We start from the raw sequence: 25,568 nt of genomic DNA on the forward strand, positions 1-25,568 counted from the left end.
ATGCCGTGATCGACTACGCCGACGCCGGTGACCTCGCCGTCATCACGCTGAACGCGCCCGCGCGTCGCAACGCGCTCGACCTCGACGCCCTGCGCGCGCTCGCGGAGGCGTACGACCGCGCCGAGGCCGACGGGGCGCGCGCCGTGCTGCTGCGCGGCGAGGGACCGTCGTTCTGCGCGGGCCGCGACATCTCCGGCGTCGACCCGGCCACCGACGACGTCGCCGGGTATCTCGACGGCACCCTCGCGCCGCTGCTGCGCCGCATGGCATCCTTTCCTGCTCCGACCTTCGCGGCCGCCCACGGGGCGTGCCTGGGCGTGGGGCTCGGGCTGCTCATCGCGACCGACGTCGTCTTCGTCGCCGACGACGCGAAGATCGGCTCGCCCTTCGCCGCACTCGGCGCAACCCTCGACTCCGGCGGTCACGCCCTCTTCGTCGAGCGCCTCGGCACTCACGCCGCCCTCGACCTCGTCTACACCGGGCGGATGCTGACGGGGGAGGAGGCCGTGCGCGCCGGACTCTTCTCGCGGGTGGTCCCGGCATCCGAGGTGCAGGACGCAACCGAGCTCGCCGCCCGTCGCACCGCGAGTGGTCCCACGGAGGCGTTCCGCGCGAGCAAGCGCATCGTCACGGCGATCCGCGACGAGCGGCTGGGGCTGTGGGAGGCGATGGCGCTCGAGAACCGCGCGCAGGCCGCCCTCGCGCGCACCGACGACTACCGCGAGGGCTTCGCGGCATTCCAGGCGAAGCGTGTCCCGGCGTTCACCGGTCGTTGACCCATCCGCACGGCGGGCGCTCCCGCACGGAGCGCCCTCTCGCACGGCGGGCGTTTCCGCACGGCGGGCGTTTCCGCACGGAGCGCCGCAGACCTCCCGCTGCCCGCGCCAACACCTGCGGCGGCGTCGAGTGCGCGCACCCCGCGAGAGCCGGGACATGCCCACCAGCCGGGGTGCCGCGCGACGCGAGCCGCTCCGCTTGATTGAATCGCCTCATGTCTTTCGACGACGACGCCGAACTCGCGCACCTGCGCCGCCGGGCCTACTCGCCCTCCGCGGACATCGCTGCCGACCCCGCCGCCCTTCGCCGACTCATCGAGCTGGAAGAGCGCGCGGGCACCACCAAGGCTGTCGCTGCGTCGGCCGAGGCGGTCGCGGAGCCCGATGTCGCGGACGCCGAGCAGACCCCGGATGCCGAGCCCGCCGCGCCCGCCGAGCCCGCCGCGCGCCCGTTCACCCTGCCGCGCCTGCGCCGGTCGACGGTGATCCTGCTGGTGGGCGCGGCCCTCGTGCTCGCGACCCTCGCCACGGCCCTGACCCTCGTACAGCGTGTGCAGGCCGACCCCCTGCAGGCGGGGGCGACGCAAATCGCTCGCCTGTCACCGGATCCGGCATTCCAGGTTCCCACCGCCCTCGCGCAGGGGATCACCGGCGAGATCACCGCCTACGCGGAGTTCGACGGCTTCCGCGTCATCACCCTGCCCTCCTATCGCAGCTCCGAGAACCCCTCCCGCTGCATGACGGTGTGGCAGCCCGCGCTGCTGTCGACGGTCGAGGCAGGCGGATTCTCGTACGACGGCGATTCGTTCCTGATGAGCATCTGCGGCGCCGGCGTCTTTCCCCCCAGCTCCACGATCTTCCTCCGCCAGGACTCACCCGAACGGGCGCAGACCAGCTTCCCCGCCGGCACGGCTCTGCAGTTCGTCTACGACGCGGCGAACGACGAGATCGTCGTCTTCCGCGGCTGACCGCCAGGCACCGCACGCGAGTTTCGGACGGACAGGGCGAACACCTTCCCCGCCGCGGCGACCGTGCGCCTGCTCCCCGGATCGCCCGAACTCGAGCACACGGACTTCCCCGCCGACACCGCGCTGCAGTTCATCTATGACCAGCCGACCAACGAGGTCGTGCTCTTCCGCGGCTGACGCGGGCGCGGCTCGCGCGCGGTCGCCCCAGGAAGGCCAAGAGACGGCATCTGGGCTGCGGCCCGCGACGGTCTCGGGCCGGATGCCGTCTGGCCGGCGGCGCGGCCGACGCGCGACCCCGCGCAGACACGACGATGCCCCGGCGCACGACCGGGGCATCGTTCGCACAGGCGACGTGCTCAGGCGGCGGTGGTCACCGCGAACTGCACAGCGCCCTGCGGGTCGATCTGCGCGTCGAGCACGCGGTCGTCGAGCACCGCGGCGGCATCGGTGTCGAGGAAGACACGCGCTCCGGCGTTCTCGACGACGGCGTCGCCCGAGACGGGTGCGTCGACAACCGACAGCCGGAACTGCGACTCGGGCGAGCCCGCGCCCTCGATGCGCACACCGCCCGCGGCGGCATCCGGGAACTGCGCGGTGATGGTCCTCACAGCGGTCGTGGCCTCTTCGGTGAGCGTCAGCATGGGTGACTCTCCTTCTCTGATCGACGACAGGAGTCAGCCACGATGCCGAGAATCGGCGGCGTCCTCAACCTCTGGCATCCATTGCCAGGGTTTTCCCACGTGCGTGGCCGCCGTCAGGGGAGCAGTCCCGCGCGACGCGCGCGGGTGACCGCGGCGTGGCGCGTGGAGGCGTCGAGCTTCGACATCGCCGAGGCGAGGTACGACTTCACGGTGGTCTCTCGAAGACCGAGGGATGCCGCGATCTCGCCGTTCGTCGAGCCCACGGCCGCGCACGCGAGCACGTCGACCTCGCGCCGTGACAGGTGCACGTCGGCGTCGGCCGACGTGCTCGGCGCGTCGCCCGTGAGGGCTGCGAGGCGGGCCTCGACCTCTTCGAGACGTCGTCGCACGGCGTCGTCGCCGATCGCCGCGGCGATGCTGCGCAACTGCGCGTAGCTCTCCCGGATCTCTTCGCGTGCTCCAGCGCCCAGACCACCCTCCGGCGCGGGGGTGTCGGCCAGCCGTCTCTCGACCTCGGCGCGCACGTGCAGCTCGACACCGAGTTCGCCGGCGACGTCGAAGGCGGGACGAGCCTGGATGTCGTCGACCGGCGACTGCGCCCACGACCCGCAGTACAGCACGCCGCGCGCGGCGCCGCCGACGAGCACGGGCACGGCGAACAGCGTCGCGATGCCCTCGCCGAGGATGGCGCGGTCGTAGTCGTGGGTGATCGAGCGGGAGGTGCGGTAGTCGAGCGTCATCCGCGGACGCCGTTCGACGAGTGCGCGGCCGCCGAGCCCGCGGGACGCGTGCACGACCAGGCCGTCGATGCTGCGGGTGCGCGCGCCGACGATCGTCGTGACGTGCACGGCGCCGTTGTGCTCCAACCCGCCGAAGGCGACGGGGAAGTGCGTGCGCCGAGCGAGTTCGGCGACCGCGTGCGACACCAGGCTCGCGTCGTCTCGAAGAGCGGACGGTGCTGCCACGCACTACCTACTTCCGGGGGTGACGGCTTCGTCGCCGCGTTTCGTAGCGTCGACCCTACCACCGGGAGCGTTTCCACAGCCCGGTCCCCCCAATGGCGCAGTGCTGCGTCGCATTCATGAGGCAAGGAGGCCACATGACGGATCGTCGCATCGACGACGCCCATACGGGCGGCATCGATTACATCGCGGTCGAGGAGTCCGCCCCGTTCCAGGAGTTGAAGCGGCGTCAGCGCAGTTTCGTCTTCCCGCTGGCCGTGGCGTTCCTCGTCTGGTACTTCGTCTACGTTCTGCTGTCGTCGTTCGCGCCCGGGTTTATGGCCCAGCCGGTGTCGGGGGCGATCACGGTCGGGCTGCTGTTCGGACTCGGGCAGTTCGTCACCACGTTCGCCATCACGATGGGCTACGTCGCGTACGCCAACCGGCGGCTCGACCCGGGTGCTGAGCAGCTGCGCGCCGAGCTCGAAAAGGCTGAGGAGGGCCGTTCATGAACGACGTCTTGACCCAGCTCGACGCGGCCGTGCAGACGGTCGAGAACAACCCGGTGCTGAACATCTCGATCTTCGGCGCGTTCGTGGCGGTGACGTTGTTCATCGTCATCCGCGCCAGCCGCAACAGCAAGACCGCGGCCGACTACTACGCCGCGGGCAGGTCGTTCACCGGCCCCCAGAACGGCTTCGCCATCGCCGGCGATTACCTGTCGGCGGCGTCGTTCCTCGGCATCGTCGGGGCGATCGCGATCAACGGGTACGACGGCTTCCTCTACTCCATCGGCTTCCTCGTGGCGTGGCTGGTGGCCTTGCTGCTGGTGGCCGAGCTCATGCGCAACACCGGCAAGTTCACGATGGCCGACGTGCTGTCGTTCCGCCTGAAGGAGCGCCCCGTGCGCATGGCCGCGGCCATCACCACCCTCGCCGTGTGCTTCTTCTACCTGCTCGCGCAGATGGCCGGCGCCGGCGGACTGGTGTCGCTGCTGCTGGGCATCACCGAGCGCGTGGGTCAGTCCATCGTGGTCGCGGTCGTCGGCATCCTGATGATCGTCTACGTGCTCATCGGCGGCATGAAGGGCACGACCTGGGTGCAGATCGTCAAGGCGTTCCTGCTCATCGGCGGTGCGCTGGTCATGACGGTGTGGGTGCTGGCGATCAACGGCTTCAACCTCAACACCCTGCTCGAGAGCGCGGTCGCCGCCTCTCCGAAGGGGGATGCCGTTCTGGCTCCGGGCCTGCAGTACGGCAAGAATCCGTGGGACTTCATCTCGCTGGCCCTGGCCCTCGTGCTGGGCACCGCGGGCCTGCCGCACGTGCTGATGCGCTTCTACACCGTGCCGACCGCCAAGGAAGCGCGTCGATCGGTGGTGTGGGCCATCTGGCTGATCGGTCTGTTCTACATCCTCACTCTCGTGCTGGGCTACGGTGCGGGCGCGCTCGTGGGATCCGAGGCGATCCTCGCCGCTCCCGGTGGCGTGAACGCGGCCGCCCCGCTGCTGGCGCTCGCCCTCGGCGGGCCCCTTCTGCTCGGGTTCATCTCGGCGGTGGCCTTCGCCACGATCCTCGCGGTGGTGGCGGGGCTGACGATCACCGCGGCGGCGTCGTTCGCGCACGACATCTACGCCAACGTGGTGAAGAAGGGCGACGTCCCGCCCGACGGCGAGGTCAAGGTGGCGCGGCGAACCGTCATCGTCATCGGTGTGCTCGCGATCCTCGGCGGTATCGGTGTGCAGGGGCAGAACGTGGCGTTCTTGGTGGCCCTCGCCTTCGCGGTGGCGGCATCGGCGAACCTGCCGACCATCCTGTTCTCGCTCTTCTGGCGCCGGTTCACCACGCGGGGCGCCGTGTGGAGCATGTACGGCGGTCTCGGTTCCGCCCTGGTGCTGATCCTGCTGTCGCCGGTGTTCTGGGGCACGCCCACCAGCGTGTTCGTGAACACCGGAGTGGCGATCTGGCCGCTGAACAACCCCGGGATCGTGTCGATCCCCCTCGGGTTCTTCCTCGGCTGGCTCGGTTCGGTCACCTCCCGCACCGCCGAGGACCGCCGCAAGGCCGCTGAGATGGATGTGCGCTCGCTCACCGGCTTCGGCGCGGAGAAGGCGTCGAACCACTGACACCACCCGATGCCCGGTCTCCGCTCGCGGGGGCCGGGCATCGTCGCGCCCAGGGCACGCCCGCGCTCATGCCGCCGTCTTCGCCCCGGACGTCACGGGCCGAAGATCCCGGTTCCCCACCGCGCCTGCCTCGGGGTCACCGCGCCACGAGCCCGCGCGTCGCCCGCGCCGTCACGCCCCGACGCGAAGCCCCTCGGCCAGCACCGTCTCGTTCTCGAGGGACAGCAGGAACTCCTTCACCTCGGGATGCCCGCCGTACTCCCCGAGGCCGCCGTCTGCCCGCACGACCCGGTGCACCGGCACGACGATCGAGAACGGACTCGACGCGCACGCCGTTCCGACCGCGCGTGCAGCTCTGGGGGCTCCGGCCATCACCGCCACCTCGCCGTACGAGGCGACCTCGCCGTAGGGGATCTCGAGCGACGCCTCCAGCGCCGCGCGGCTGAAACCGCGCACGAGGCGCCAGTCCAGAGCGAGGTCGAACGCCCGCCGCTTTCCGTCGAAGTACTCGTCGAGCTGCCGCGCGAGCGCGGCACCGGTGGTCGAGGCGGGTTCGGGCACGACCCCCAATCGCTGCGCGATCTCGGCCAGGGCCAGGTCGATCCCTCCGTGGGCCACCTGAAGCCGCACGAGGGCGTCATCGACGAAGGTGAGCAGGATCGGCCCGACGGGGCTGTCGTATTCGGTGCTGGTGACTGTGTTCATGGGCCCATCCTCATGAGGCGCGAGCTCCCGCGCTCGCGTCGTGCGGCGATCGGAGGAGGATGCCGCCGACCTCCCTGCGGGGGAGGAAGCGCCGGTGGTGCGGCGTGTCGCCGATTACCGCGAAACTCGCGCCCGCTGCAAGCGATCCTCAGGTGCCCGGCTTAGTCTGGCAGGTGTGTGGCGAGCTGAGGACGGTGCCGTGAGCGGCGCCGACGGAGACGAGACGGCGTCGTCCGTCGATCCGGGCGAGCTGCGATTGTCGGAGCCCGGCATCGTGGTCCGCCATGTCGCCGACCCCGAGCGCGACCGCATCCGCGCCGAGGCCGCGGCCCTCGGGGGACGCTCGACGCTCCTGCGTTTCGACGACGCACGAGATGCCGGCATCGACATCACCAAGGCGCACCCGGGCTCGCTCCCGCAGTTCATCACGGGCCGCGCGACGATGCTGTCGAACCTGTTCCGCGACGAGGTGGCGCTGCGCACGGCGCGTCTGGCCGCCGAGCGCATCACCGCCAAGAACGTCGAGCTGCGCACGGCGCGAGGGCTCGAGCCCGTGCACCTGGCCGTCGGTCTCTCCGCGTGGAAGATCGGGGGAGTGGAGTGGTCGGCCCCCGTCCTCCTCCGCCCGCTCGCCATCCGTCGCCATCACGGCGACTTCGAGCTCAAGCTGCACGGCGCCTTCGTCATGAACCCCGAGCTGGCCCGTGCCTTCCGCACGCACCTCGGCATCCAGATCGACAGTGCGGCCCTGGCGGGTCTCGCGTACGACCAGGGCGTGTTCAAGCCGCAGCCGGTCATCGACCACATCCGGCGCCTCACGACGCACGTGCCGACTTTCGTCGTGCACCCGCGTCTGGTGATCTCGTCGTTCGCCGACGTGTCGTCGGGCATGGCCCGCGACACGATGGATCTCGACGACACGCTGCTCAACGCGCTCGCCGGCCACCACGACGACCGTGCGCGCATCACCGTGCGTCGCGATGACCCGGTGATCGTCAGCCCCGACGAGCGCAGCCCCGCCGCTGACACGCTGCTGCTCGACGCCGACGCCGAGCAGGAGCGCGTGCTCGCGCGTATCGCCGCCGGCCACTCGCTCGCGGTGCACACCCTCCCCGGTACGGGTGGCACCCAGACCGTCATCAATGCGATCGGCCAGCTCGTGCGCGACAACAAGCGCGTGCTCGTCGTGAGCGCGCGCCGGTCGACGCTCGACGGCATCCGGCACCGCCTCGCCGGGGTGGGACTCACGGGCCTCGCCGTCTCGCCGAACCACGTGCGTCGCGACCTCATCCGCGCGATCAGCCGCAACGAGAAGGCCGAGCAGCCGAAGGTCGCCGAGATCGACGACGCGCTGGTGCGCCTTCGCACGGTCCTGCGCGACTACCGTTCGGCGGTGACGGAGCCGCACCTGGCGCTGGGCGTCTCGGCGCTCGAGGTCCTGCGCGCCCTGACCTCCCTGGCATCCACTTCTCCGGCGCCCTCGACCGAGGCCCGGTTCGACATCGCGACCCTCGAGAAGCTCGCCGGACGACGGGATGCCGCGGCGCGCGCGCTCGCGATGGCCGCTCGTCTGGGGGAGTTCCGGTTCGGACCCGACGACTCGCCCTGGTACGGCGTCAGCTTCACGCGCACCGAAGACGCCCGCGCCGCGCACGATCTGGCCGGCAAGCTCCACACGCACGAGGTGCCGCGCCTGCTCGAGCGCGGGTACGAGCTCATCGCCAAGACGCGCATGCGCCCCTTCCAGACGGTGTCGGAGCTGGGGGCGTACCTGAAGCTCCTGCAGGGCATCCGGGAGTCGCTCGACCGCTTCAGCCCGAGCGTGTTCGAGCGGCCGCTGGGCGAGCTGATCGACGCGCACTCGCCCCGCCGCGACGCCTCGGCGATGAGCGGCCCCAATCGTCGTCGCCTCAAGCGCCTGTCGAAGGAGTACGTGCGCCCCGGCGTCCACGTCCCCGACATGTACGAGGCGCTGGTGCGCATCCAGCAGCAGCGCACGGAATGGCAGCGCGTGGTCGAGGCCGGCGTCGCCCCCGAGGTGCCGCTGGGCCTTGCCGACGTCCACGTCGCGTGGCAGCGCACCGACGCCCTGCTCGGCGAGCTCGATCAGATCCTCGGCCGTCAGGGATCCGAGCGTCTCACGACGTTGCCGGTGCAGCGGCTCGTGCGCACGCTCGCGGGCCTGGCCGCGGAGTCGACGTTCTTCGACAACCTCGTCGAGCGCGCGCAGCTGCGTTCCGAGCTCGCTCGTCTGGGCCTCGAGCAGTTGCTGGTCGAGCTCTCGGTCCGCCACGTCCCCGAGGAGCGCGTCGGCGCCGAGCTCGAGTTCGCGTGGTGGCAGTCGGCGCTGGAGCACCTGCTGCGCACCGACCGGGCGCTGCTGGGTGCGAACACGAGCGTCGTCGACCGCCTCGAACGCGATTTCCGCCTCGTCGACGAGGCGCACGCTGCGGCGGCCGGTCCGCTGCTGGCCGCGCAGCTCGCGACGCGGTGGCGCATCGGCATCGTCGATCACGCCGACGAGGCCGACGCCCTCAAGCGCGCGCTGAAAGACGGTCTGCACAGCGCGCAGGAGATCTCGGATGCCGCGCCCCTGCTGCTGCGCACGCTCGCGCCCGTGTGGCTCGCCTCGCCGTACGAGGTGCCCGACGTGCCGAAGGATCTCGCGTTCGACGTGGTGATCGTCGCGGATGCCGCGGCCCTGTGCCTCGCCGAGGCGACGCCGGCGTTGCGCCGCGCCCGTCAGGTCGTGCTCTTCGGCGATCCGGTCGTGCAGAAGCCCACACCGTTCCGCGTGAGCGCCGCGATCACTCCCGCGCCCGACGACGCCGACGAGGTCCCGTTCGACGAGGTGTCGGTCTTCGAGCGCATCGCCGAGCTGCTTCCGGTCGAGACCCTGACGCGCAGCTATCGCGCGGGCGGCGAAGACCTGTCGCAGCTGGTCAACGACGCCTTCTACGGCGGCGAGATCGTGTCGCTGCCGTGGGCGGGGTCGTATCTCGGCCGCGGCAGCTTGAGCGTCGACTACGTCGAGGGCGGTGTCGGCGCGCCCGACCCGATCAGCGGTGCGGTCGAGAGCCCCGACGCCGAGGTCGCTCGCGTGGTGACCCTCGTCGTCGAGCACGCCGTGAACCGCGCGTCCGAATCGCTGATGGTGGTGACCGCCAGTCGCAGGCACGCCGAGCGCATCCGCGCGGCCGTGGTGGCCGCCCTCGCCGGTCGGTCCGATGTGGCGGAGTTCGTCTCGCGCGATGCCGCCGAACCCTTCGCCGTGCTGACCCTCGAAGAGTCCGTGGCCGAGAGTCGTGACCGCGTGGTCTTCTCGCTCGGTTTCGGGCTCACCCGCCACGGTCGCGTCCTCAGCGATTTCGGCGACCTCTCCACGCCCGACGGCGAACGACTGCTGACGGTCGGTATGACCCGTGCGCGCCGCTCGATGGTGATCGTGTCGTCGATCCGCCCGTCGGCGTTCGACGACGGGCGCCTCGAGCACGGTGCGGCCACGCTCATGGGCATCCTCGGCAACGTCGCCTCGCGCGGCCGCGAGAGCCGGCTCGAAGACCTCGCCGACCCGCTCACCCGTGCCCTCGCGCGGGAGCTCCGACGCCTCGGCGTCGAGGTCGACGTCGATTACCGCGGCCTGCTGCCGCTGGTCGCGCGATACAAGGGCAAGGCCGTCGTCGCCGAGAGCGATCCCGAGACAATCGGGGAGTCCCTGCGAGAGACGCTGCGCCTGCGCCCGCAGATTCTGCGGCGCCTCGGCTGGCACTACGTGCGCGTGCACGCGTTCGACCTCTACAGCGACCCCGCGGGCGTCGCGACGCGGATCGCCGAACTGCTCGGCGCGGTGCCCGACGCGGGCGCGCCCGAGTCGACGACCGAGCCGCTCGATCTCCCCGGCTGAGAGTCGATGACCGACAGCCTGGATGCCGCCCGGGGCGGCGCCTCACGCGCGGCCCCGGTCCCTTCGACAGGCTCAGGGACCTCCGCTTCGCCGCAGGAGGCCGAGCCCGTCGAAGCCCCGGAGCCCCGTGCCGGAACGCGGGAGGCTGAGCCTGTCGAAGCCTCCGGGACCCGTGCCGCAACGCGGGAGGCTGAGCCTGTCGAAGCCTCCGGGACCCGTGCCGCAACGCGGGAGGCTGAGCCCGTCGAAGCCTCCGGGTCCCGTGTCGGAATGCGGAAAGCTGAGCCCGTCGGAGCCTCCGGGGCCCGCGACCAGCCCGTGCGGCAGCCGGTCGTCCGCGTGCGCGGGTCGCGCCGCGCACGGCTTCTGCCGGCACCCGGCACCACGGCCGAACCCGCACCGGTCGATGACCGCGAGCGGGGTGCCGGCGCCAAGCCTGCGGCATCCGGCCCCAACGACGATCGCATGCTGCGCGACGTCCCGCCTCATTATTGAGGCGAGAACCGAAACGGCGCCCGCACCGGGAGGTCTCCGGGTGCGGGCGCCGTTCGCGGGTCACGCTCTGTCGTTCTGGCGCTCCAGCAGATCGCGGATCTGCACGAGCAGCTCCTGTTCGGTGGGCAGCTTGGGCTCGTCGGTCGCCGAGTCCTTGACGCCCGCGCGTGCCGCGGCCAGAGCCTTCCACCGGTTCATCGGGTAGACGAACACCAGGTAGACCACGAGAGCGACGGCGAAGAAGCTGATCACGGCGGTCAGCAGTCCACCGAGCGGGAACACGACCTGCTGCCCGTAGATGCCGGTGAATGTCGGCCCGACCTCGCCGCTCTCATTCGGCACGTAGAAGATCTCGATCAGCGGGTTGATGAGCGCCGTGACGATGGCGTTCACCACCGCCGTGAACGCGGCGCCGATGACGACGGCGACCGCGAGGTCGATGACGTTGCCGCGGAGGATGAACTCCTTGAATCCCTTGATCATGCGCTGGCTCCCCTTCTGCCGCGCCGACCGCGGCTCAGGAGGCCGAGGACGGGGCGGACGCCTTCGTTTCCGACTTCGATGATGTCGAAGATGACGACGAGCCGCCACCGCTTGCGTTCGACGACGCGGTCGAGCCGTTCGCTGACGATCCGCGCGAGTCGGTGCGGTAGAAGCCCGACCCGTTGAAGGTTACGCCGATCGACCCGTACTGCTTTCGCACCTCGCCGCCGCATTCGGGGCACTCGGTGAGGGCGGCGTCCGAGAAGGACTGCACGGCGTCGAAACGGTGGCCGCACTGTTTGCAGGCGTATGAGTAGGTGGGCATCGGGTTTCCTTCGGGTGTTCAGGCGGTGCGAGAGGTGATCGCGAGTGTCCGCGTGGGGGTGACCACGCCCGTCACGGGCTGGTCGTGCACGTCGCGGGGCACGTGGTCGACGAACTCGGAATCGAAGATCACGGCGTAGACGGGCGGGCACTTCTCCATCGAGCCCAGCGTCTTGTCGTAGTAGCCGCGGCCCCAGCCGAGTCGCATCCCGGTGCGGTCGACGGCGGCCGCGGGGATGATCAGAAGGTCGACGTCGTTGACCGCGATGGGACCGAGCACGTCGCCGACGGGTTCGGGCATGCCGAAGAGCCCCTCGGCGATCTCGGCGTCGGGGGTGGCGACGCTCCAATCGAGCAACCCGTCATCGCGGGAGATCGGGAGCAGGACCCGGATGCCACGGGCCACGGCGCCGGCCACGAAGGCGTGGGTGCCGGGCTCGGTCGGCGTCGAGAGGAAGCACGAGATGCTGCGCGCACCGAGACGCTCGACCAGCGCATCGAGTTGCTGCGCGACGCCGGCCTCGGCTACCTCGCGGGCGTGCGCTGAGAGGGTCTGGCGGCGTTCGCGCAGGTCGGCGCGAAGCGCGCGTTTGGCCTGCTCGATGCGGTCCGGCATGGGCGTAAGTCTACGTGCGCGGCTGTTACAGCAGCGTCATCGGTGCCCGCTAAGGTATGCCCATGCCTCATAAGCCCTTCAAGGCCGTCATCCCGGCCGCCGGTCTCGGTACGCGCTTCCTTCCTGCCACCAAGGCGATGCCCAAGGAGATGCTCCCGGTCGTCGACAAGCCCGCCATCCAGTACGTCGTCGAAGAGGCGACGGGAGCCGGCATCGATGACGTCCTGATCATCATCGGGCGCAACAAGAACAACATCGCCAACCACTTCGACTCCATGCCCGAGCTCGAAGCGAAGCTGCGCGAGAAGGGCGACGACGACAAGCTCGCCAAGGTCGAGCACTCGTCCGACCTGGCCGACATCCACCTCGTCCGTCAGGGCGAGCCGCGCGGTCTCGGTCACGCGGTGCTCCGCGCGCGCAGCCACGTGGGCGACCACCCCTTCGCCGTGCTCCTGGGCGACGACCTCATCGACGAGCGCGATCCGCTGCTCACCAAGATGATGGAGGAGTACGACAAGCGCAGCGCCACGGTCATCGCCCTCATGGAGGTCGATCCCGAGCACATCCACCTCTACGGTGTCGCCGCGGTCGAGCCCACCGACGAAGACGGTGTCGTCAAGGTCACCAAGCTCGTCGAGAAGCCCAAGGCCGAAGACGCCCCCTCGAACCTGGCGATCATCGGTCGCTACGTGCTCGGCCCCGACGTGTTCGGCATCCTGGAGCACACCGAGCCCGGCAAGGGCGGCGAGATCCAGCTGACCGACGCCCTCGAGGAGCTCGCCACCGGTGGCGGCGACGGCGGCGGGGTGTACGGCGTGGTCTTCCGCGGTCGCCGCTACGACACCGGTGACCGTGTCGACTACATCAAGGCGATCGTCCAGCTCGCCGCCGACCGTGACGACCTGGGCCCCGCCCTGCGTCCGTGGTTCAAGGAGTTCGCGCAGGGTCTCTGACTCCGCGAGGTTGCATGGATCTCTCCATCCCGAGGCGGCACGGTGAGGTGTCGATCCGTCTCATTCGCAATCGCGACGCACGCGTCCTTCAGCAGCAGCTGATCGACAACCGCACGTGGTTGCGGCGCTGGGAGGCGACGAGCCCGGATGGGCCGGTGTCGTTCGACATGCGGCTGGGTATCCGTCGCCTCCTGCAGCAGTACCGCGACGGCCTCGGCGTCCCCTTCGTCATGGAGTGGGACGACGAGGTCGCCGGTCAGCTTAACGTCTGGGGCGTCTCGCGCGGGTCTCTCGCCTCGGCCACCATCGGGTACTGGATCGCCGAGGGCTTCGCCGGACGAGGCATCACCACCGTGTCGGTCGCCATGGCCACCGACATCTGCTTCACGTCGCTCAATCTGCACCGGGTCGAGATCTGCATCCGTCCCGAGAATCACGCCAGCCTGCGCGTGGTGGAGAAGCTGGGCTTCCGTTACGAGGGGCTGCGCCGCAAGTACATCCACATCGACGGCGACTGGCGCGACCACTATGCCTTCGCCCTCGTGCGCGAAGAGGTCCCGCACGGCGTGCTCGACCGATGGGACCGCGGCCAGGTCCCGCCCGACGCCGCGCGCGTGCCCCCGTCCGACCGCATCTGAGCGCCCTCACGCATTCATTGCGCCACGGTCGCGGCGACACGCGGGGGGATGTCACGTCGTGATCTCCCGGTGACCTACCTTTGACCCATGGGTGGGCAGGTTCTGGGCGGTGGCGTGATCGTCTTCGTCGCGGTTGCGCTGTGGTTGGTGTACCTGCTGCCCTCGTGGCAGAGCCGGCACCGCTTCACCTCTGCCGAGCGCAATGCCGTCCGTCTCAATCAGGCCCTCCGCGTGCTCGCCGAGACGGCTGAGACCCCGCGAGAGGTGCGGCTGGAGCTGACCGCGCGCACCGCCCACCAGCAGCAGAAGCTCGCCCGCCAGATCCAGGCCAAGAAGACCAAGACCGAACTGGCGGCGGCGAAAGCCCGTCTCGAGGTCGCACGGCTCGAGAGCGCACGCGACCGCGACCTGGTGCGGGAGCAGCGCGCCGCGGCGGTGCAGGTCGCTCGCGCCGAACGTGCGGCGGCCGTCGAGCTGGCCCGTGCGGAACGTGCGGCGGCTGTCGAGGTCGCTCGTGCCGAGCGCGCCGCGGCGCTCGAGAAGACGCATGCCGAGAAGATCGCGGCCGTCGAGCGCGCCCACGCGGAACGCGCGGCGGTCGCTGTTCGGCCCGAAGCGCGCCGGGCTCAGGCGCGTCGACGCTTCCGCCTCGCTCTCACCGCTTCCGGGCTCGTCGGTCTCGCGGCGCTCATCACGGGTGTCGTGCCGGCCGTCGGAGCGGCGGCCCCCGTGCTGCTCATCACGGGCACCGTCGTCGTCGTGGCGTCTCTCGTCGCGCTCCGCCGCCTCGCGGTCGTCGCCGCCCGCGGAGCGAAGGCTCCCCGCGCGGCCGTCGTCGTCCGCACGTCGTCGCCCGAGCTGCAGGATGTCGCCCTGGTACCGACGCCCCGCCCCACGTGGACGCCGCGTGAGCTGCCACGCCCCCTGGTCGCGTCGGCGGGCTCGCGCGCCGCGGCCGTCGTCGACGAGCAGATCGCCCGCGAGGCCCTCCGTGCCGCCGCCCGTGAGGAGGCGGCCCGAGAGATCGCCGCGGAGCAGGCGCCCACACCGATCGAGTCGGTGCGGCCCGCGGCGGCAGCCCCTTCGCCGTACGCCGCGATGGGCTACGTCGACGACACCGAGATCGAAGACCACGTGCGCCGTCTGCTGGAACGCCGCGCGTCGGGGCAATAGGGTCCGCTTCGACGCCGTCTCCGCGCGAGCTCGGCCACTCGAGCGCCGCACCGGGTGTGCGGCGTGCCGACGATCGGACTCACCGCGCGGGTGAGAGCCTGTGCCATCGCCGGGGGGCTTTTATGCGAAGCACGGCATGCGATGGATGCCGAGACTCGCCGACGTCGCGCGGCGTCCGGTCGCGGGCGCCGGACGTGATAGTGTTTACGAGGTTTCCGGGCCTGTGGCGCAGTTGGTAGCGCGCCTCGTTCGCATCGAGGAGGTCAGGGGTTCGAATCCCCTCAGGTCCACCGACTGAAAGCCCGACCAGGCACACGAAAATGCGTCTGGTCGGGCTTTCCTCATTCCCTATCGGGACATGCCCGGGCACGTTCCAGCCCTCTCGGGTCAACGCGATCTCCGCCGAGCGGGGGAGTCGCTCGTAGACCGGGCTTTCGCTGATACCCCCGTTTCATGCCACTCCCTTTCCGGCTGTTTGCAGTCGTCAGGGTGCTGCCTCGGCGCGGCTACGACGCGCTCTGACGAGAGCAACGGCGAGAAGCGTGAACGCGGTCGTCGTCAGTGTCAGGACGCCGAGGGTGATCGCGTTCTCAAGAGTGATCGATTGCGTCGATGTCCATCCCTCTGCGATGAGGGGGCCGCTGGTTGATGCGGCGACGACCAAGCCGACGATCACAATGCCGATTCCGGCGGCGAGCTCTTGTGCGGTGTCGTTGAGGGCGGCACCGATAGATGTGCGGTCGGAGGGGAGGCCGCGCATGACGTTGATCGTGGCGGTGATCATGGTCACGCGCATGCCTGCGGCGACGAGCATGATCGCAATGGCAATGAGGACATAGCTCAAGCGCGCGAAGAGGGCGTAGAGCAGGAGCCCGGTGATGACCGCGCAGGAGCCGAATAGCGCGGATTTGTCGATGCCGAATGTCTTGACGATTCGTTCGACGAAGGGTCCGATCGCGATCATGGTGATGACTTGCGGAAGCACACCGAGTGCGGCGAGTGCAGGTGGCCATCCCCACACGAGCTGCAGTTGCAGGGTGACGGTGTAGCCGAGGCCGGCGGTCGCGAGTCCGAGCGCCGCTTGATAAATCAATCCCGTCGAGACGGGGCGGCGTCGGAGTAGCGCCATGTCGATGAGCGGGTGCGACGCTCGGCGCTGACGGACGACGAAGGCAGCGAGGGCGACCACGGCTGCCACGCCGACCGCCCATGCACCTGGAATCGCGTCGAGGAGCATCGTGGGGGTGAGTAGCGCGAGGACAATCGCGGCAGTGCCCAAGATAGCCCCGAGCACATCGATGGGAACAAGGCGCAGCTCATCCGGACGGTCGGCGCGGATCCCGAGACGAATCCCGAGAAAAGCCAGTACAGCGATGGGGACGTTCATCAACAAGAGCGTCTGCCAAGGAGCGACCTCGAGAACCAGCCCGCCGATTGTCGGTCCGACTGCGAGGCCGACGAGTCCGACCGTGGAGATCAGGGCGGTCGCCCGCACGCGGAGTGCATCGTCATCGAAGAGTCGAAACGACAACGCCATCGAACCGGGGGCGGTCATGGCCGCGGCGACACCGATCAGCGCCCTAAGAAGGACCAGTTCCTCGGGAGTCGACACGAACAAGACTGCCGCGCTTGACACGCCGAACAGCGCGAGGCCGATGAGCATCATGCGGCGGCGACCGAATCGATCAGCGATGGATCCGAAGACCAGCATCAATGCGCCGAACATCAACGCATAGGCGCCGCTCACCCACTGCAATTCTGATGCGGAGGCTGCCAGATCCTTCGCGATCGTCGGCAGTGCGACGTTCAGCACAGAGGTGTCGAGCATTTCGATGAGGAACACTGCCGCAAGACCCGTGAGGGCAAGCCCCGCAGCGCGAAGCGACTGCGGGCGGGTGCCCGCGTTCGGGTGCTGCTGTGAATTGGATCGCTGTTCCATAATCTCATATTGGATTGCCGTTCCATTTGTGTCAAGATGGAAGCATGCCTGCTTCACACACCACGGGTCGGCGACGCAAAGACGCTTCCCTGTCGAAGGAGCAGATCGTGCGTGTGGCGATCGAGATCCTCGAAGAGTCCGGCGAAACGGGGCTAACCTTTCGAATGCTCTCAGAACGGTTGCGTAGCGGGTCGGGCGCGATCTACTGGCATGTCTCGAATCGAAACGAACTTCTCGACCTCGCCTGCGAGCAGGTGCTCGCGAACGTCGCCACGGCAAACGACCAGAAGCCCATACGGGAGCTTGAGGCCATCCGCAGCATCGCGCTGTCGCTCTTCGATACCCTCGACCGCCACCCCTGGGTAGGCGCGCGACTCCCCAAGAGTCCCGGGCTCCACGGAACACTGAGAGTGCTGGATCGGATCGGCGGACTCCTCGACTCCTACGGCGTCCCGGCCAAACGCCAGTTTTACGTTGCAACGGCAATCGTCACCTACGTGATGGGAGTGGCCGCACAAATGGCCGACAACGCCCAGTCGGTGACTCCCGGGCAGACGCAGGACGAGTGGCTCATGGAACAGTCCAAACGATGGGAAGAGCTTGACGCCGAGCGGTACCCGTTCCTTCACGCCACCGCGTCGGACTTCCGTCACCATGACGACCGAAGCCAGTTCACCGTCGGATTGGACTTGATCCTGCTGGGAATCCAGAGAGACGTCGATTCCCCCGGGCGGTGAATGATCCTAGGCGCTGAGTCGGGTCCTCTTCGGCGCCGGTGGTTTCACTGCATTCAGTGAGGTTGTCGCCATCCAGGGGCCGCTCCACCAGCCGCGCCAGCCGAGCGGTTGGGTTGTGACGTGTAGGCCCGCTGCGCGGAGGTCTTGGGCGTACTGCTTCGTGCGTCGGATGTCCGCGATGAGGATCGTCCCTCCGTCCGAAAGCACTCGCACGGCCTCGTTGATTGCGTCGCGGCGTCCTTCTCGGGAAGGGATGTTGTGAATGGCGAGGCTGGCAGTGATGAGGTCGAACGAGTTCGACTCGTATGGCAGCGCGGTCATGTCTCCGGTGTCGAATCGGACTCGATCATCGACGCCGTTCATCCTTGCGTTCGCCTGTGCGGCCTCCGGGGTGTTCCCGGATTGGTCGACGCTACGCCAGAGATCGATACCGACGACGGTCATCGCTGGGGCTCGTCGTGCCGTCATGATTGCGACCATGCCGTGCCCGCACCCGAGATCGAGTGCGTTCCGGCGATCGCATACGTTCGCGGACCGCAGAATCTGCTCCCAGAGGATGAATTTGCCGCGCAGTGAGGCATACCAGAACAGCGCTGCCCCGAGTACCGAGGCTAAGGCGACGACGCAGAGGAGGACTGTGATGGGCCGCCACGCAGACCATAAGACCACCGATGCGATGGCAAGGCAGGTGTAGAGGATGGCGTAGCCGATCCACATCCACGGAACCCAGGGGGCGTCCACCCCGTAGCTGCCTAGCGGTCTTTCGCTTCTCATGTCATCATGGTACTATAGTTTTAGTAACGAGCATGGGACGTGGTTAATGTCACGGCAGACGACAAAGATCATGGTGTTGGGAATCGTTGCGTATCGCGGTCCCATCGGTGCGTACGGCATCGAGAAGGTGCTGAAGGAGTGGGCGGTCTCTCGCTGGACGACCATCGCCGCACCGTCGATCTATCAGCAGCTCCGCACCCTGAGCTCGCGCGGTTTCATCGACGTGACGAGCGGCGAGAGCGAACGGGCAACGCAATACGTCTGCACTACAAAGGGTCGTGAGCAGTTGCTCTCCTTGCTGCGGTCACTGCTGGAAGAGCGAGACTTTCAACCGCTGAGCCTGATTCCGCTGCTCTACTTCACGCCCACACTGACGATTGATGAACTTCGTCGCGGACTCTCTGCACGAGTGGCCGCTATCGAGACGGTGCTCGCCCATGAGCAGGAGTTTCTTGATCAGTCGCGAGATCTCGGACCCGCGCATGCCATGGAGATCCTCCGCCTCACGTGGCATGGCTTTCGGGCCGATCGAGACTGGTGTCTCGATTACCTGGCACGTCTTCCGGAATCATGGCAGGTCGCTGGCTGGATTGATTGCGACTGATCTCAGGCGGCCTTACCTTCGCCCACTCGAACACACGCCGCTGACTTCCCTCAGTTGACTGCCACGCCAATCGGCGACCGCTGGCGTACGAGTGACCGCTCTCGTCATGAGGCTCAGTCGAAGTCCGGGTTCGAGCAGATTCCCAAGCGCCGGTGCGGCTCGCGAGAGAACGTCGCGCGGAGTGGCATCCCCCTTCGTTTTCCGAGGGCATATGAACTGCCGTCAGCGTGGTCCTTGGCGGTCGCGCCCGGGACGCGCGCGGATCGGAACCTCAACGCTTCGCAGTCCGTTGAGCACGGTCTGCGGGTCGAACCCGAGTCTGCGTCCGATGATCGCGGCCGAACGTCCTTCGCGATACAGCGCCGCCGCGGTCGAGATATCCGCCTCGCTCATCCGGCGAACGGTCTGGATTCCGCGCGAGGCGAGATGCGCACCGACGGTCTGCCGTGTGACACCGAAGTGTCGTGCTACCTCGGCCACGTTGCGCACTTCCTGGTAGTGAGCGACCAGGTCATCTACCTGCGCAGCGCGTAGCTGGCGAGCAGTACCACTCCGCTGCGTAACGGATCGTACTCTGCGGGACTGCGCTGCTTGCACCGCCAGCTCTGCCGGACCGCGGCCGTCGCAATGTTTGGAGTAGGCGTGCAGTAGGTCCACCAACGAGATAATGATTCCCATTCGCAACAGGGGTTATGTTCGATCCGACAGGCCCACCGGTACATGCTGGTGGGCTTTTTGGATGGGGAGGTAGTTACGCGCGACCCCTGTTGATCTGTTCGTATCCGATTAAGGTCCTTCGCACCGGTACGTTCGAGCGGGCAAAACGCCACCTCTGGTGGATGTACCGGTGGTGTTGTGCCGTAAGCAACAAGGCCGATGTTCAGGCACTTGCAAAATGAGGTCACAAGGCGCATAAATAGGGCACATGAGCGAGACAGAGCAGCCCCGCGAGAAGCCACCGATTGATGCCCCGATCAAGTCGTCAGCTGATGATGACCTCGGGCGAGCTCCTGTTGCGCACGACTTCGTCGAGTCGATCCGAGAACTAGACGCCAGCGAAGGTCTGGTCGTCGGCGTGCTCGGCCCCTGGGGACATGGCAAGAGTTCGTTCATCAATCTGATGCGCGAGCAGTTCGAGCAGGAACCGAAGCTGACGGTCGTCGACTTCAATCCGTGGATGTTCTCCGGCTCGAACCAGCTCGTCAATTTCTTCTTCACGGAGATTGGCGCCGAGCTAAACGTGAAGAACAAGAGCAAGTTCGGCCAGGCGGCTGACTGGCTCGCGAAGTACGCAGGCATACTCAAGCCGGTTTCGCAGTTCGTTCCGGTCCCTGGAGCAAGCATCGTCGGAGAGGCCGCTGCAGCTGCATTGGGCGGATTGGCGGACACTACCAATGCCGATCGGAGCGCGAAGAAGGTACGGGACCAGATAACCAAGGAGTTGAGAGCGCTTGCGGAGCCCATTGTCGTGGTGATCGACGACATCGATCGGCTTACGACTCGAGAGATACGTGAGATCTTCAAGCTTGTTCGCCTGACGGCCAGCTTCCCGAACATCGTCTACGTGCTCGCGTTCGACCGCGCGAGGGTAGAGCAGGCACTCACCGAGGATGGCGTCCCGGGCCGCGCCTATCTCGAGAAAATCGTTCAGCTGAGCTTCGACGTTCCGCAGGCTCCAGAGGTACTTCTTCGTTCCCAGGTCTTCAGCGAGCTCAACCGTGTCCTCACGCCAGTCGCCGATGTCGAACTCGACGAGGATCGTTGGGGAGACGCTTACTTCGAGATTATTGACCCGCTGCTCTCAAACATGCGGGACGTCACCCGATACGCAATTTCGTCGAAGGCGACGATTAAGAGTCTCGGTGCGGAAATCGACCTCGTCGACCTCTTGGCGATGGAAGCCGTTCGCGTGTTCCGTCCTGACCTCATGCAGCGGCTGACGCAGCTCCGGACTGAGCTCACGAAGACGCGCGGCTACTCATCGGGTAAGGACGACGAAGCGCAGAAGGCGATAGATGCACTTCTAAAAGACTTTCCCGACGACGCACTGCTCATACGGGCGCTGTTCAACCGGCTCTTCCCGGTCGCGCTGCAGTACGTGGAGAACAGCACCTACGGCTCAGACTGGCTTGGCACCTGGCGCACCGCACATCGGATGGCGCACGCCGACTACCTCAACCTCTACTTCGACCGAGTCGCACCCGACACCCTTGTCGCGTTCAGGAGTACCGAAGGCGCCTTCGCCGTGCTCGACGACGCAGAAGCGCTCAAAGCGCTCTTGTCGGAGCTGGACCCAGACCAGCTGGACACAGTCCTCGAAGGCCTAACGTCATACGAGGCGAAGTTCACAACGGAGATGATCGTCCCCGCGGCAACGACCCTGTTGAACCTCATCGACAAGATCCCAGAGAAGAAGCATGCTGGGATGTTCGACCTCAGTCGTCCGGACCTCACGGTAGGACGAGTAGTTCTTCGCCTTCTTCGCAACGTTCAGGATGAAGCCGATCGGGAAGCGCTGGTTACCGAGATCATGGCGGGCATCGAGACGTATTCGTCGCAGCTCGACTTCATTCACAGCATGGGCCACCGTGAAGGCTCCGGCCACAAGCTCGTGAGCGAGACCTTCGATCAGCAACTGCAAGACGAGTTTGTGAGCCGACTTCAGGCGTCGCCGCCAGCCGAGCCCGAACGCGAATGGGACGCGTGGCGCATCTACGACGCGGTGCGCGACGCGACTGGCGAGTCGCCGCTCACAGCCGCCTCGGACCCAGTCTTGGTCAGGTCGGTTCTCCGATCAGCGAAGTCGACGGCTCGATCTCAGTCGATGGGTTCAAGGAAAGTCCGGACTGAGGACCGCCTCGCGTGGGAGTTTGTAGTGGGGTTATTCGGCTCAGAGGAGGAGGTCAAGCAGGCCGTGGCGGAAGTCCGGGAGAAGATCGGCGATGACGACATTCTCCGACTGGCCGACAAGTATCTTGAGGGTTGGCGACCTGAACGGTAATGCCGCGAAGCTCCGGTAACGCGCACCTCCGTCATCCGCGCTGCTTTGATCGTGAATCCTGAGCCGGACTACGAAAAGCTGGCCGGTGCGTTCTTCGAGCTGGCCCGACTCATCCGTGAGGGGAAGGATCGAGATCCTGACTCTGGATCATCTTCTTGACTGTGGCTGGATCACGCTTCAGCTGCCGACTAATCTCCGCGTAGGTGGTACCACTTTCGAAGAGCTCTCGAGCTTTCGCTTTCTCGCTGTCTGTGATCGTTCGTCTCATCACAACGCCAGCCGCGGTGAGGTGCTGGGACACGGTGTAGCGGTGTAGTCCGTGCTTGCGAGCTAGTTCGTAGATGCCAAGCCCAGCACGGTAGTCCGCCGCGAGCTGATCGCGAACGAGGGGGGTGACCTGCTTCATCCGTCTCGTCCCAGGCGGGATTTGACGGACCGGGCTGATGAGGACTCGGGTGATCTCACCCTCATGTAGCGCCGCCTTGAGCGCCAACAGGGGTCGTGAATTAATCGAAAGCGCTTCCGATGGGGCCACCGACTGAAAGCCCGACCAGGCACACGAAAATGCGTCTGGTCGGGCGCTTCTTATTGGTCGCCTTCCGGGTCGTACTGCTTCTCAGGCTTATAGGCCAGAAATAGTGGATGGGTCGGGCGTGTCATCCTCGTCCTGCCCATCCTGTTCTGAGCCAGAGGCCTTCTGAGGCGTCGAGGCCCTTGTCGTAGAGGACTGGGGTCGGGTCCTGGAGTTCGACGGTGGAGTCGGCTTTCAGCGTGTGTGTTGCGGGGGCGTGGGCGTATGTGTGGGCGTGGTCGATGGGGACTTCGTGCAGCAGGAGGAACCATTCGACGGCGCGGCGTTGATGCGGGATCGGCATGCCGCGGTGATGGCGGAGCAGGTGCCTGATCTGGGAGTTGAGTCCTTCGAGGCGTGAGGTGGTGCGCGGGGCGTCATGGCGGACGAAAGTGAACATGTGTTCGTTCTCGGCGACGCGGTGCAAGATCGCCCAGGCTTTGCGGAGCGGTTTGTGGGTGTAACCGAAGTGGCCGTTGTCGTAGAGGGTGCGCTCGCGCAGGAGGTGCCCGTGGGTCTTCCACCAGGCTTCCAGCGTGAGGCGCCAGGTGATGGCGTCGTCGACGGTGTGGATGCTGCTGAGGGTGAGGGCGATTTGGCGCAGGTCTTTGCCGGCGCGTAGGCGCGGGTTCCTTGTCAGTTCGCGGGTGACGTTCAGTTGGAGGTGGAAGATGCAGCGTTGGATGGCCGCTTCGGGCCAGTGTAGGGCGAGAGCGGAACGGATTCCGGAACCCCCGTCGGTGACCACCACCGTCGGCGCCGGGATGCTCTCGAACAGCGCGCCCCACGCAGCAGCGGATTCGCGGGCTGCCCACTGCCATCCCACGACGGTGTTGGTGGTGGTGAGGGCAATCAGCAGGCACCACGTTTCGATCCAGATCCCATCGACCAGGATCACCTCGTGTACTTCGCCTGTAACAGGCAGGCGTGGTTCGAGGTCCCAGCACCAGGCGGTATCGCGCCGGAAGGAGCGGGCGCTGCGGGCGCCGGCGAGCTCGGCCTGTGAGGCCTTGCCCATCAGCCAGGTCAGGAACCGGTGCAACTGTTCGCGGCGGGTGACGTCGGGCCGCCGACGGACGCTGGAGGACCCGCACGACCGGCACCGCCACCGCTGCGTCCCCGAGGGATGCCGGCCGTTCTTCACCAGCTTCGACCCGCATACCACGCACGAGCCCTGATTCGAGGGAAGGTCCACGACTAAGGGTCGCGGACCATACCAATCCCCGTTTCACCGCGGAATCACGCGGCTAGATCGAGGTTCCATCCACTATTTCTGGCCTATAAGCCGCTTCTCATCTGTCCCCACGCCCACGCCCACGCGACCGCTGTGGAGCACGTGAATCCGATCAGGCTCATAGGCCGGAAATGGTGGATGGGCCGGGCGTGTCATGCGTGGCCTGCCCATCCTGTTCTGAGCCAGAGGCCTTCTGTAGCGTCGAGACCCTTGTCGTAGAGGGCTGGGGTCGGGTCCTCGAGTTCGACGGTGGAGTCGTCCTGCCCGGGGGGTGCTCCTATGACCTTTGTCAAGCTGCGGTGGGTGTTCGGGGTTCGTAGATGGTGCCGTCGCGGAGCATGGCGAAGAGGACGTCGGATCGGCGCCTGGCTAGGGCTATGAGGGCCTGGTTATGGCGTTTGCCTTGGGTGATTTTGCGGTCGTAGTAGGCGCGTGATTCGGGGTCGCGCAGCGCTGCGAAGGCAGAGAGGAGCAGGGTTCGTTTGAGGATCTTGTTGCCGCGGCGGGAGGGGTGCTCGCCGCGGATGGAGGTGCCGGATCTGCGGGTGACGGGAGCGAGGCCGGCGTAGGCGGCGAGGTGGCTGGCGGTGGGAAAGGTTTTCCCGGCGACTTCGGTGAGGAGTCTGGCTGCCGTCCTGACGCCGACTCCCGGCATGCTCGTCAGGACGGGGTGAAGAGGGTGCGCCTCGACGAGGCGTTCGACTTCGGCGGCGATCTGGTTGCGTTGGGTGCGAAGCGTTTCGAGCTGTTCCGCCAGTCGCGGTAGGACGAGGGCTGCGGCGTTCGTGCCGGTGACGGTGACGCTCTGCTGCCCGAGTGCTGCGGTGATCTCCTCTGCCCAGACCTGTCCTTTGCGGGGTGCGTGCTTGAGGAGCAGGTTCCCGAGGCGCTTCACGCCAGCGGTGCGCAGCGCGTCTGGGGAGGGGTGCTTGCACGATCCCTGACTTGAGGGAAGGCCCACGCCTGCGGGTCGCGGACCATACCGACCCCCGTGTCACCGCGGAATCACGGGGCTAGATCGAGATTCCACCCACTCCTTCTGGCCCTATAGGCCTCCGAACACAGTGGGTCTGATGTGACGAACGGAGGGCGCATCGATGGCGGCCGTGCCGCTCAACGATCCGTTTTCAGCCTCAATCCCGGGTGTCGTGTCCCGGACGGCAGCGACCGGCTCGATGCGTACCTCGCGCCGCAGCATGCGTTGCCATCCGGTCTCCGTCTTCGGCGGCACCGCGAAGATTACGGAACTACGTTGGGCTGGTGCCTGGGGCGACGGAAATATCTCGCCGGACACGTTCGAGCGCATGGGCGAGACGCCGCAGATAGGTCTCGGAGTCGCCGCTGAGGAGCCATTGTGTTTGCAGCCCGTCCATGAGTGCGATGGTTTCCGCGGCAATCCCGCCGGCATCTGTGTCGGGTCGGGCGTGCCCGGACGCGGTCGCGGCGCGGATAGCGGATGTGATCTCGTCGCTCAAACTCGCGTAGTGGTGGCGGAACCAGTCGGCGGCCGGACTCTCCGTCGCCACGGCCTCTCCGAGCAGCACGGCGAAACCTCGTGTTCGCACCTCATCGGCAACGTCGCGTCGGGCAACGGCGAGGAGCGTGTCGAACACGCGCAGTGAGGACGGCTCGCGCCCGACGTCGGCTAGGGCCTCGTTCTCCCGTGCCGTGAGCACCGCGTGGAGCAGATCGAGCTTGGTGGCGAAATGGTGAAGGAGGCCGGGCTTGGTGATGCCGGCATCCTGGGCGATCCGGTCGAGCGACGAGCCGTTGAACCCTTGACGGGCGAAGGCCGACCCGGCGGACTCGAGGATGCGAGCTCGGGCCTGATCGCCACGCACGAGGTGCGCCGCGCGCTCCTGGACGTATCCCACGGTGCCCTCCGGTACTCGGTTCGGTTCGATTCACATACTTCACCTCGATGGTATGTCGTGGAGCTTTCGCCTCCGACCGGACAGGCACAGGG

Annotated in this window: 24 protein-coding genes, 1 tRNA gene and 1 pseudogene; 13 read left to right on the plus strand and 13 right to left on the minus strand. The window is 67.4% G+C overall.

The window, feature by feature from the left end; genetic code table 11:
* Positions 1-5 precede the first annotated feature (5 nt).
* Together QE410_RS05375 and QE410_RS05380 are read left to right on the plus strand one after the other, a co-directional pair.
* Positions 6-776: an enoyl-CoA hydratase/isomerase family protein gene (locus QE410_RS05375; RefSeq protein ID WP_307328905.1), complete on the plus strand. Its 771-nt coding sequence runs from the start codon at positions 6-8 to the stop codon at positions 774-776.
* Positions 777-991: 215 nt separating this feature from the next.
* The gene (locus tag QE410_RS05380) at positions 992-1,744 is read left to right on the plus strand and encodes a hypothetical protein (protein WP_307328909.1); all 753 of its coding nucleotides are present in this window, start codon (positions 992-994) and stop codon (positions 1,742-1,744) included.
* Between the two features lie 356 nt (positions 1,745-2,100).
* On the opposite strand, the gene QE410_RS05385 is transcribed toward QE410_RS05380, so the two are convergent.
* Both QE410_RS05385 and QE410_RS05390 read right to left on the minus strand, forming a co-directional pair.
* Positions 2,101-2,385 (minus strand): Fe-S cluster assembly protein HesB, encoded by a 285-nt coding sequence (locus tag QE410_RS05385; protein WP_307328911.1) that lies wholly within the window; start codon positions 2,383-2,385, stop codon positions 2,101-2,103.
* Positions 2,386-2,498: 113 nt separating this feature from the next.
* A complete protein-coding gene (locus QE410_RS05390) occupies positions 2,499-3,350 on the minus strand; it encodes a LuxR C-terminal-related transcriptional regulator (RefSeq protein WP_307328913.1) in 852 nt (283 codons plus the stop codon).
* A 134-nt stretch (positions 3,351-3,484) separates the two neighbouring features.
* Here QE410_RS05390 and QE410_RS05395 point away from each other — a divergent pair, with 134 nt between their 5' ends.
* Both QE410_RS05395 and QE410_RS05400 read left to right on the plus strand, forming a co-directional pair.
* A complete protein-coding gene (locus QE410_RS05395; protein WP_307328917.1) occupies positions 3,485-3,838 on the plus strand; it encodes a DUF485 domain-containing protein in 354 nt (117 codons plus the stop codon).
* Entirely contained in the window at positions 3,835-5,451 is a 1,617-nt protein-coding gene (locus tag QE410_RS05400) for a cation acetate symporter (RefSeq protein ID WP_307328920.1), read from the plus strand. Before QE410_RS05395 ends, QE410_RS05400 begins: the two co-directional genes overlap by 4 nt.
* Positions 5,452-5,622: 171 nt before the next feature.
* On the opposite strand, the gene QE410_RS05405 is transcribed toward QE410_RS05400, so the two are convergent.
* Positions 5,623-6,156 (minus strand): methylated-DNA--[protein]-cysteine S-methyltransferase, encoded by a 534-nt coding sequence (locus tag QE410_RS05405; protein ID WP_307328923.1) that lies wholly within the window; start codon positions 6,154-6,156, stop codon positions 5,623-5,625.
* A 199-nt stretch (positions 6,157-6,355) separates the two neighbouring features.
* On the opposite strand from QE410_RS05405, the gene QE410_RS05410 reads away from it, so the two are divergent.
* Both QE410_RS05410 and QE410_RS05415 read left to right on the plus strand, forming a co-directional pair.
* Positions 6,356-10,060: an AAA family ATPase gene (locus QE410_RS05410; RefSeq protein WP_307328925.1), complete on the plus strand. Its 3,705-nt coding sequence runs from the start codon at positions 6,356-6,358 to the stop codon at positions 10,058-10,060.
* A 270-nt stretch (positions 10,061-10,330) separates the two neighbouring features.
* A complete protein-coding gene (locus QE410_RS05415; RefSeq protein ID WP_307328928.1) occupies positions 10,331-10,555 on the plus strand; it encodes a hypothetical protein in 225 nt (74 codons plus the stop codon).
* A 60-nt stretch (positions 10,556-10,615) separates the two neighbouring features.
* On the opposite strand, the gene mscL is transcribed toward QE410_RS05415, so the two are convergent.
* From mscL to QE410_RS05430, 3 genes are read right to left on the minus strand one after another with little or no spacing between them, the layout of a single operon-like run.
* Positions 10,616-11,038, minus strand: a complete 423-nt coding sequence (gene mscL, locus QE410_RS05420) for a large conductance mechanosensitive channel protein MscL (RefSeq protein ID WP_307328929.1) — start codon at positions 11,036-11,038, stop codon at positions 10,616-10,618.
* Between the two features lie 34 nt (positions 11,039-11,072).
* Entirely contained in the window at positions 11,073-11,363 is a 291-nt protein-coding gene (locus tag QE410_RS05425) for an FmdB family zinc ribbon protein (RefSeq protein WP_307328931.1), read from the minus strand.
* Positions 11,364-11,381: 18 nt separating this feature from the next.
* Positions 11,382-11,978 (minus strand): 5-formyltetrahydrofolate cyclo-ligase, encoded by a 597-nt coding sequence (locus tag QE410_RS05430; RefSeq protein WP_307328935.1) that lies wholly within the window; start codon positions 11,976-11,978, stop codon positions 11,382-11,384.
* Positions 11,979-12,040: 62 nt separating this feature from the next.
* Here QE410_RS05430 and galU point away from each other — a divergent pair, with 62 nt between their 5' ends.
* The 4 genes from galU (at position 12,041) to QE410_RS05450 (ending at position 15,032) form a co-directional block, all read left to right on the plus strand.
* On the plus strand, positions 12,041-12,931 hold the full coding sequence (gene galU / locus QE410_RS05435) for a UTP--glucose-1-phosphate uridylyltransferase GalU (protein ID WP_307328938.1): 891 nt from the start codon (positions 12,041-12,043) through the stop codon (positions 12,929-12,931).
* Between the two features lie 14 nt (positions 12,932-12,945).
* Positions 12,946-13,569, plus strand: a complete 624-nt coding sequence (locus QE410_RS05440) for a GNAT family N-acetyltransferase (RefSeq protein ID WP_307328941.1) — start codon at positions 12,946-12,948, stop codon at positions 13,567-13,569.
* Positions 13,570-13,656: 87 nt separating this feature from the next.
* Positions 13,657-14,742, plus strand: a complete 1,086-nt coding sequence (locus QE410_RS05445) for a large exoprotein (protein ID WP_307328944.1) — start codon at positions 13,657-13,659, stop codon at positions 14,740-14,742.
* A gap of 217 nt (positions 14,743-14,959) precedes the next feature.
* Positions 14,960-15,032 (plus strand) — tRNA-Ala (locus QE410_RS05450).
* A 194-nt stretch (positions 15,033-15,226) separates the two neighbouring features.
* Here the strand turns inward: QE410_RS05450 and QE410_RS05455 are convergent.
* A complete protein-coding gene (locus tag QE410_RS05455; protein WP_307328947.1) occupies positions 15,227-16,681 on the minus strand; it encodes an MFS transporter in 1,455 nt (484 codons plus the stop codon).
* Between the two features lie 107 nt (positions 16,682-16,788).
* Between QE410_RS05455 and QE410_RS05460 the strand changes: the two genes are divergently transcribed.
* Positions 16,789-17,418 carry a TetR/AcrR family transcriptional regulator gene (locus QE410_RS05460; protein WP_307328951.1) on the plus strand — a complete coding sequence of 210 codons (630 nt, stop codon included), beginning with the start codon at positions 16,789-16,791 and terminating at the stop codon, positions 17,416-17,418.
* Positions 17,419-17,424: 6 nt separating this feature from the next.
* On the opposite strand, the gene QE410_RS05465 is transcribed toward QE410_RS05460, so the two are convergent.
* Complete coding sequence (locus tag QE410_RS05465; protein ID WP_307328954.1) at positions 17,425-18,192, minus strand: class I SAM-dependent methyltransferase; 768 nt, start codon at positions 18,190-18,192, stop codon at positions 17,425-17,427.
* A 70-nt stretch (positions 18,193-18,262) separates the two neighbouring features.
* On the opposite strand from QE410_RS05465, the gene QE410_RS05470 reads away from it, so the two are divergent.
* Positions 18,263-18,796, plus strand: a complete 534-nt coding sequence (locus tag QE410_RS05470; protein ID WP_307328957.1) for a hypothetical protein — start codon at positions 18,263-18,265, stop codon at positions 18,794-18,796.
* Positions 18,797-19,018: 222 nt separating this feature from the next.
* On the opposite strand, the gene QE410_RS05475 is transcribed toward QE410_RS05470, so the two are convergent.
* Positions 19,019-19,474: a hypothetical protein gene (locus QE410_RS05475; protein WP_307328960.1), complete on the minus strand. Its 456-nt coding sequence runs from the start codon at positions 19,472-19,474 to the stop codon at positions 19,019-19,021.
* Between the two features lie 247 nt (positions 19,475-19,721).
* On the opposite strand from QE410_RS05475, the gene QE410_RS05480 reads away from it, so the two are divergent.
* Positions 19,722-21,797, plus strand: a complete 2,076-nt coding sequence (locus tag QE410_RS05480) for a P-loop NTPase fold protein (RefSeq protein ID WP_307328962.1) — start codon at positions 19,722-19,724, stop codon at positions 21,795-21,797.
* Between the two features lie 109 nt (positions 21,798-21,906).
* On the opposite strand, the gene QE410_RS05485 is transcribed toward QE410_RS05480, so the two are convergent.
* The 4 genes and pseudogenes from QE410_RS05485 to QE410_RS05500 all read right to left on the minus strand — a co-directional run bounded on the left by QE410_RS05485 (position 21,907) and on the right by QE410_RS05500 (position 25,476).
* Positions 21,907-22,203 (minus strand): hypothetical protein, encoded by a 297-nt coding sequence (locus tag QE410_RS05485; RefSeq protein ID WP_307328965.1) that lies wholly within the window; start codon positions 22,201-22,203, stop codon positions 21,907-21,909.
* A 250-nt stretch (positions 22,204-22,453) separates the two neighbouring features.
* The gene (locus tag QE410_RS05490; RefSeq protein ID WP_307328968.1) at positions 22,454-23,563 is read right to left on the minus strand and encodes an IS1249 family transposase; all 1,110 of its coding nucleotides are present in this window, start codon (positions 23,561-23,563) and stop codon (positions 22,454-22,456) included.
* 328 nt (positions 23,564-23,891) lie between these two features.
* Positions 23,892-24,533: pseudogene (locus tag QE410_RS05495) on the minus strand (transposase); the annotation flags it as partial.
* A 316-nt stretch (positions 24,534-24,849) separates the two neighbouring features.
* Positions 24,850-25,476 (minus strand): TetR/AcrR family transcriptional regulator, encoded by a 627-nt coding sequence (locus tag QE410_RS05500; RefSeq protein WP_307328971.1) that lies wholly within the window; start codon positions 25,474-25,476, stop codon positions 24,850-24,852.
* Between the last annotated feature and the right edge of the window lie 92 nt (positions 25,477-25,568).

Source organism: Microbacterium sp. SORGH_AS_1204, assembly GCF_030818935.1.
Classification (GTDB): domain Bacteria; phylum Actinomycetota; class Actinomycetes; order Actinomycetales; family Microbacteriaceae; genus Microbacterium.

Bases quoted from the DNA above. Each gene is read 5' to 3' on its own strand.
- QE410_RS05380 (WP_307328909.1), top strand. From the start codon at position 992: ATGTCTTTCGACGACGACGCCGAACTCGCGCACCTGCGCCGCCGGGCC.
- QE410_RS05385 (WP_307328911.1), bottom strand. From the start codon at position 2,385: ATGCTGACGCTCACCGAAGAGGCCACGACCGCTGTGAGGACCATCACC.
- QE410_RS05395 (WP_307328917.1), top strand. From the start codon at position 3,485: ATGACGGATCGTCGCATCGACGACGCCCATACGGGCGGCATCGATTAC.
- QE410_RS05400 (WP_307328920.1), top strand. From the start codon at position 3,835: ATGAACGACGTCTTGACCCAGCTCGACGCGGCCGTGCAGACGGTCGAG.
- QE410_RS05405 (WP_307328923.1), bottom strand. From the start codon at position 6,156: ATGAACACAGTCACCAGCACCGAATACGACAGCCCCGTCGGGCCGATC.
- QE410_RS05415 (WP_307328928.1), top strand. From the start codon at position 10,331: ATGCGGAAAGCTGAGCCCGTCGGAGCCTCCGGGGCCCGCGACCAGCCC.
- mscL (WP_307328929.1), bottom strand. From the start codon at position 11,038: ATGATCAAGGGATTCAAGGAGTTCATCCTCCGCGGCAACGTCATCGAC.
- QE410_RS05425 (WP_307328931.1), bottom strand. From the start codon at position 11,363: ATGCCCACCTACTCATACGCCTGCAAACAGTGCGGCCACCGTTTCGAC.
- QE410_RS05430 (WP_307328935.1), bottom strand. From the start codon at position 11,978: ATGCCGGACCGCATCGAGCAGGCCAAACGCGCGCTTCGCGCCGACCTG.
- galU (WP_307328938.1), top strand. From the start codon at position 12,041: ATGCCTCATAAGCCCTTCAAGGCCGTCATCCCGGCCGCCGGTCTCGGT.
- QE410_RS05440 (WP_307328941.1), top strand. From the start codon at position 12,946: ATGGATCTCTCCATCCCGAGGCGGCACGGTGAGGTGTCGATCCGTCTC.
- QE410_RS05445 (WP_307328944.1), top strand. From the start codon at position 13,657: ATGGGTGGGCAGGTTCTGGGCGGTGGCGTGATCGTCTTCGTCGCGGTT.
- QE410_RS05455 (WP_307328947.1), bottom strand. From the start codon at position 16,681: ATGGAACAGCGATCCAATTCACAGCAGCACCCGAACGCGGGCACCCGC.
- QE410_RS05465 (WP_307328954.1), bottom strand. From the start codon at position 18,192: ATGAGAAGCGAAAGACCGCTAGGCAGCTACGGGGTGGACGCCCCCTGG.
- QE410_RS05470 (WP_307328957.1), top strand. From the start codon at position 18,263: ATGGTGTTGGGAATCGTTGCGTATCGCGGTCCCATCGGTGCGTACGGC.
- QE410_RS05475 (WP_307328960.1), bottom strand. From the start codon at position 19,474: ATGGGAATCATTATCTCGTTGGTGGACCTACTGCACGCCTACTCCAAA.
- QE410_RS05480 (WP_307328962.1), top strand. From the start codon at position 19,722: ATGAGCGAGACAGAGCAGCCCCGCGAGAAGCCACCGATTGATGCCCCG.
- QE410_RS05485 (WP_307328965.1), bottom strand. From the start codon at position 22,203: ATGAAGCAGGTCACCCCCCTCGTTCGCGATCAGCTCGCGGCGGACTAC.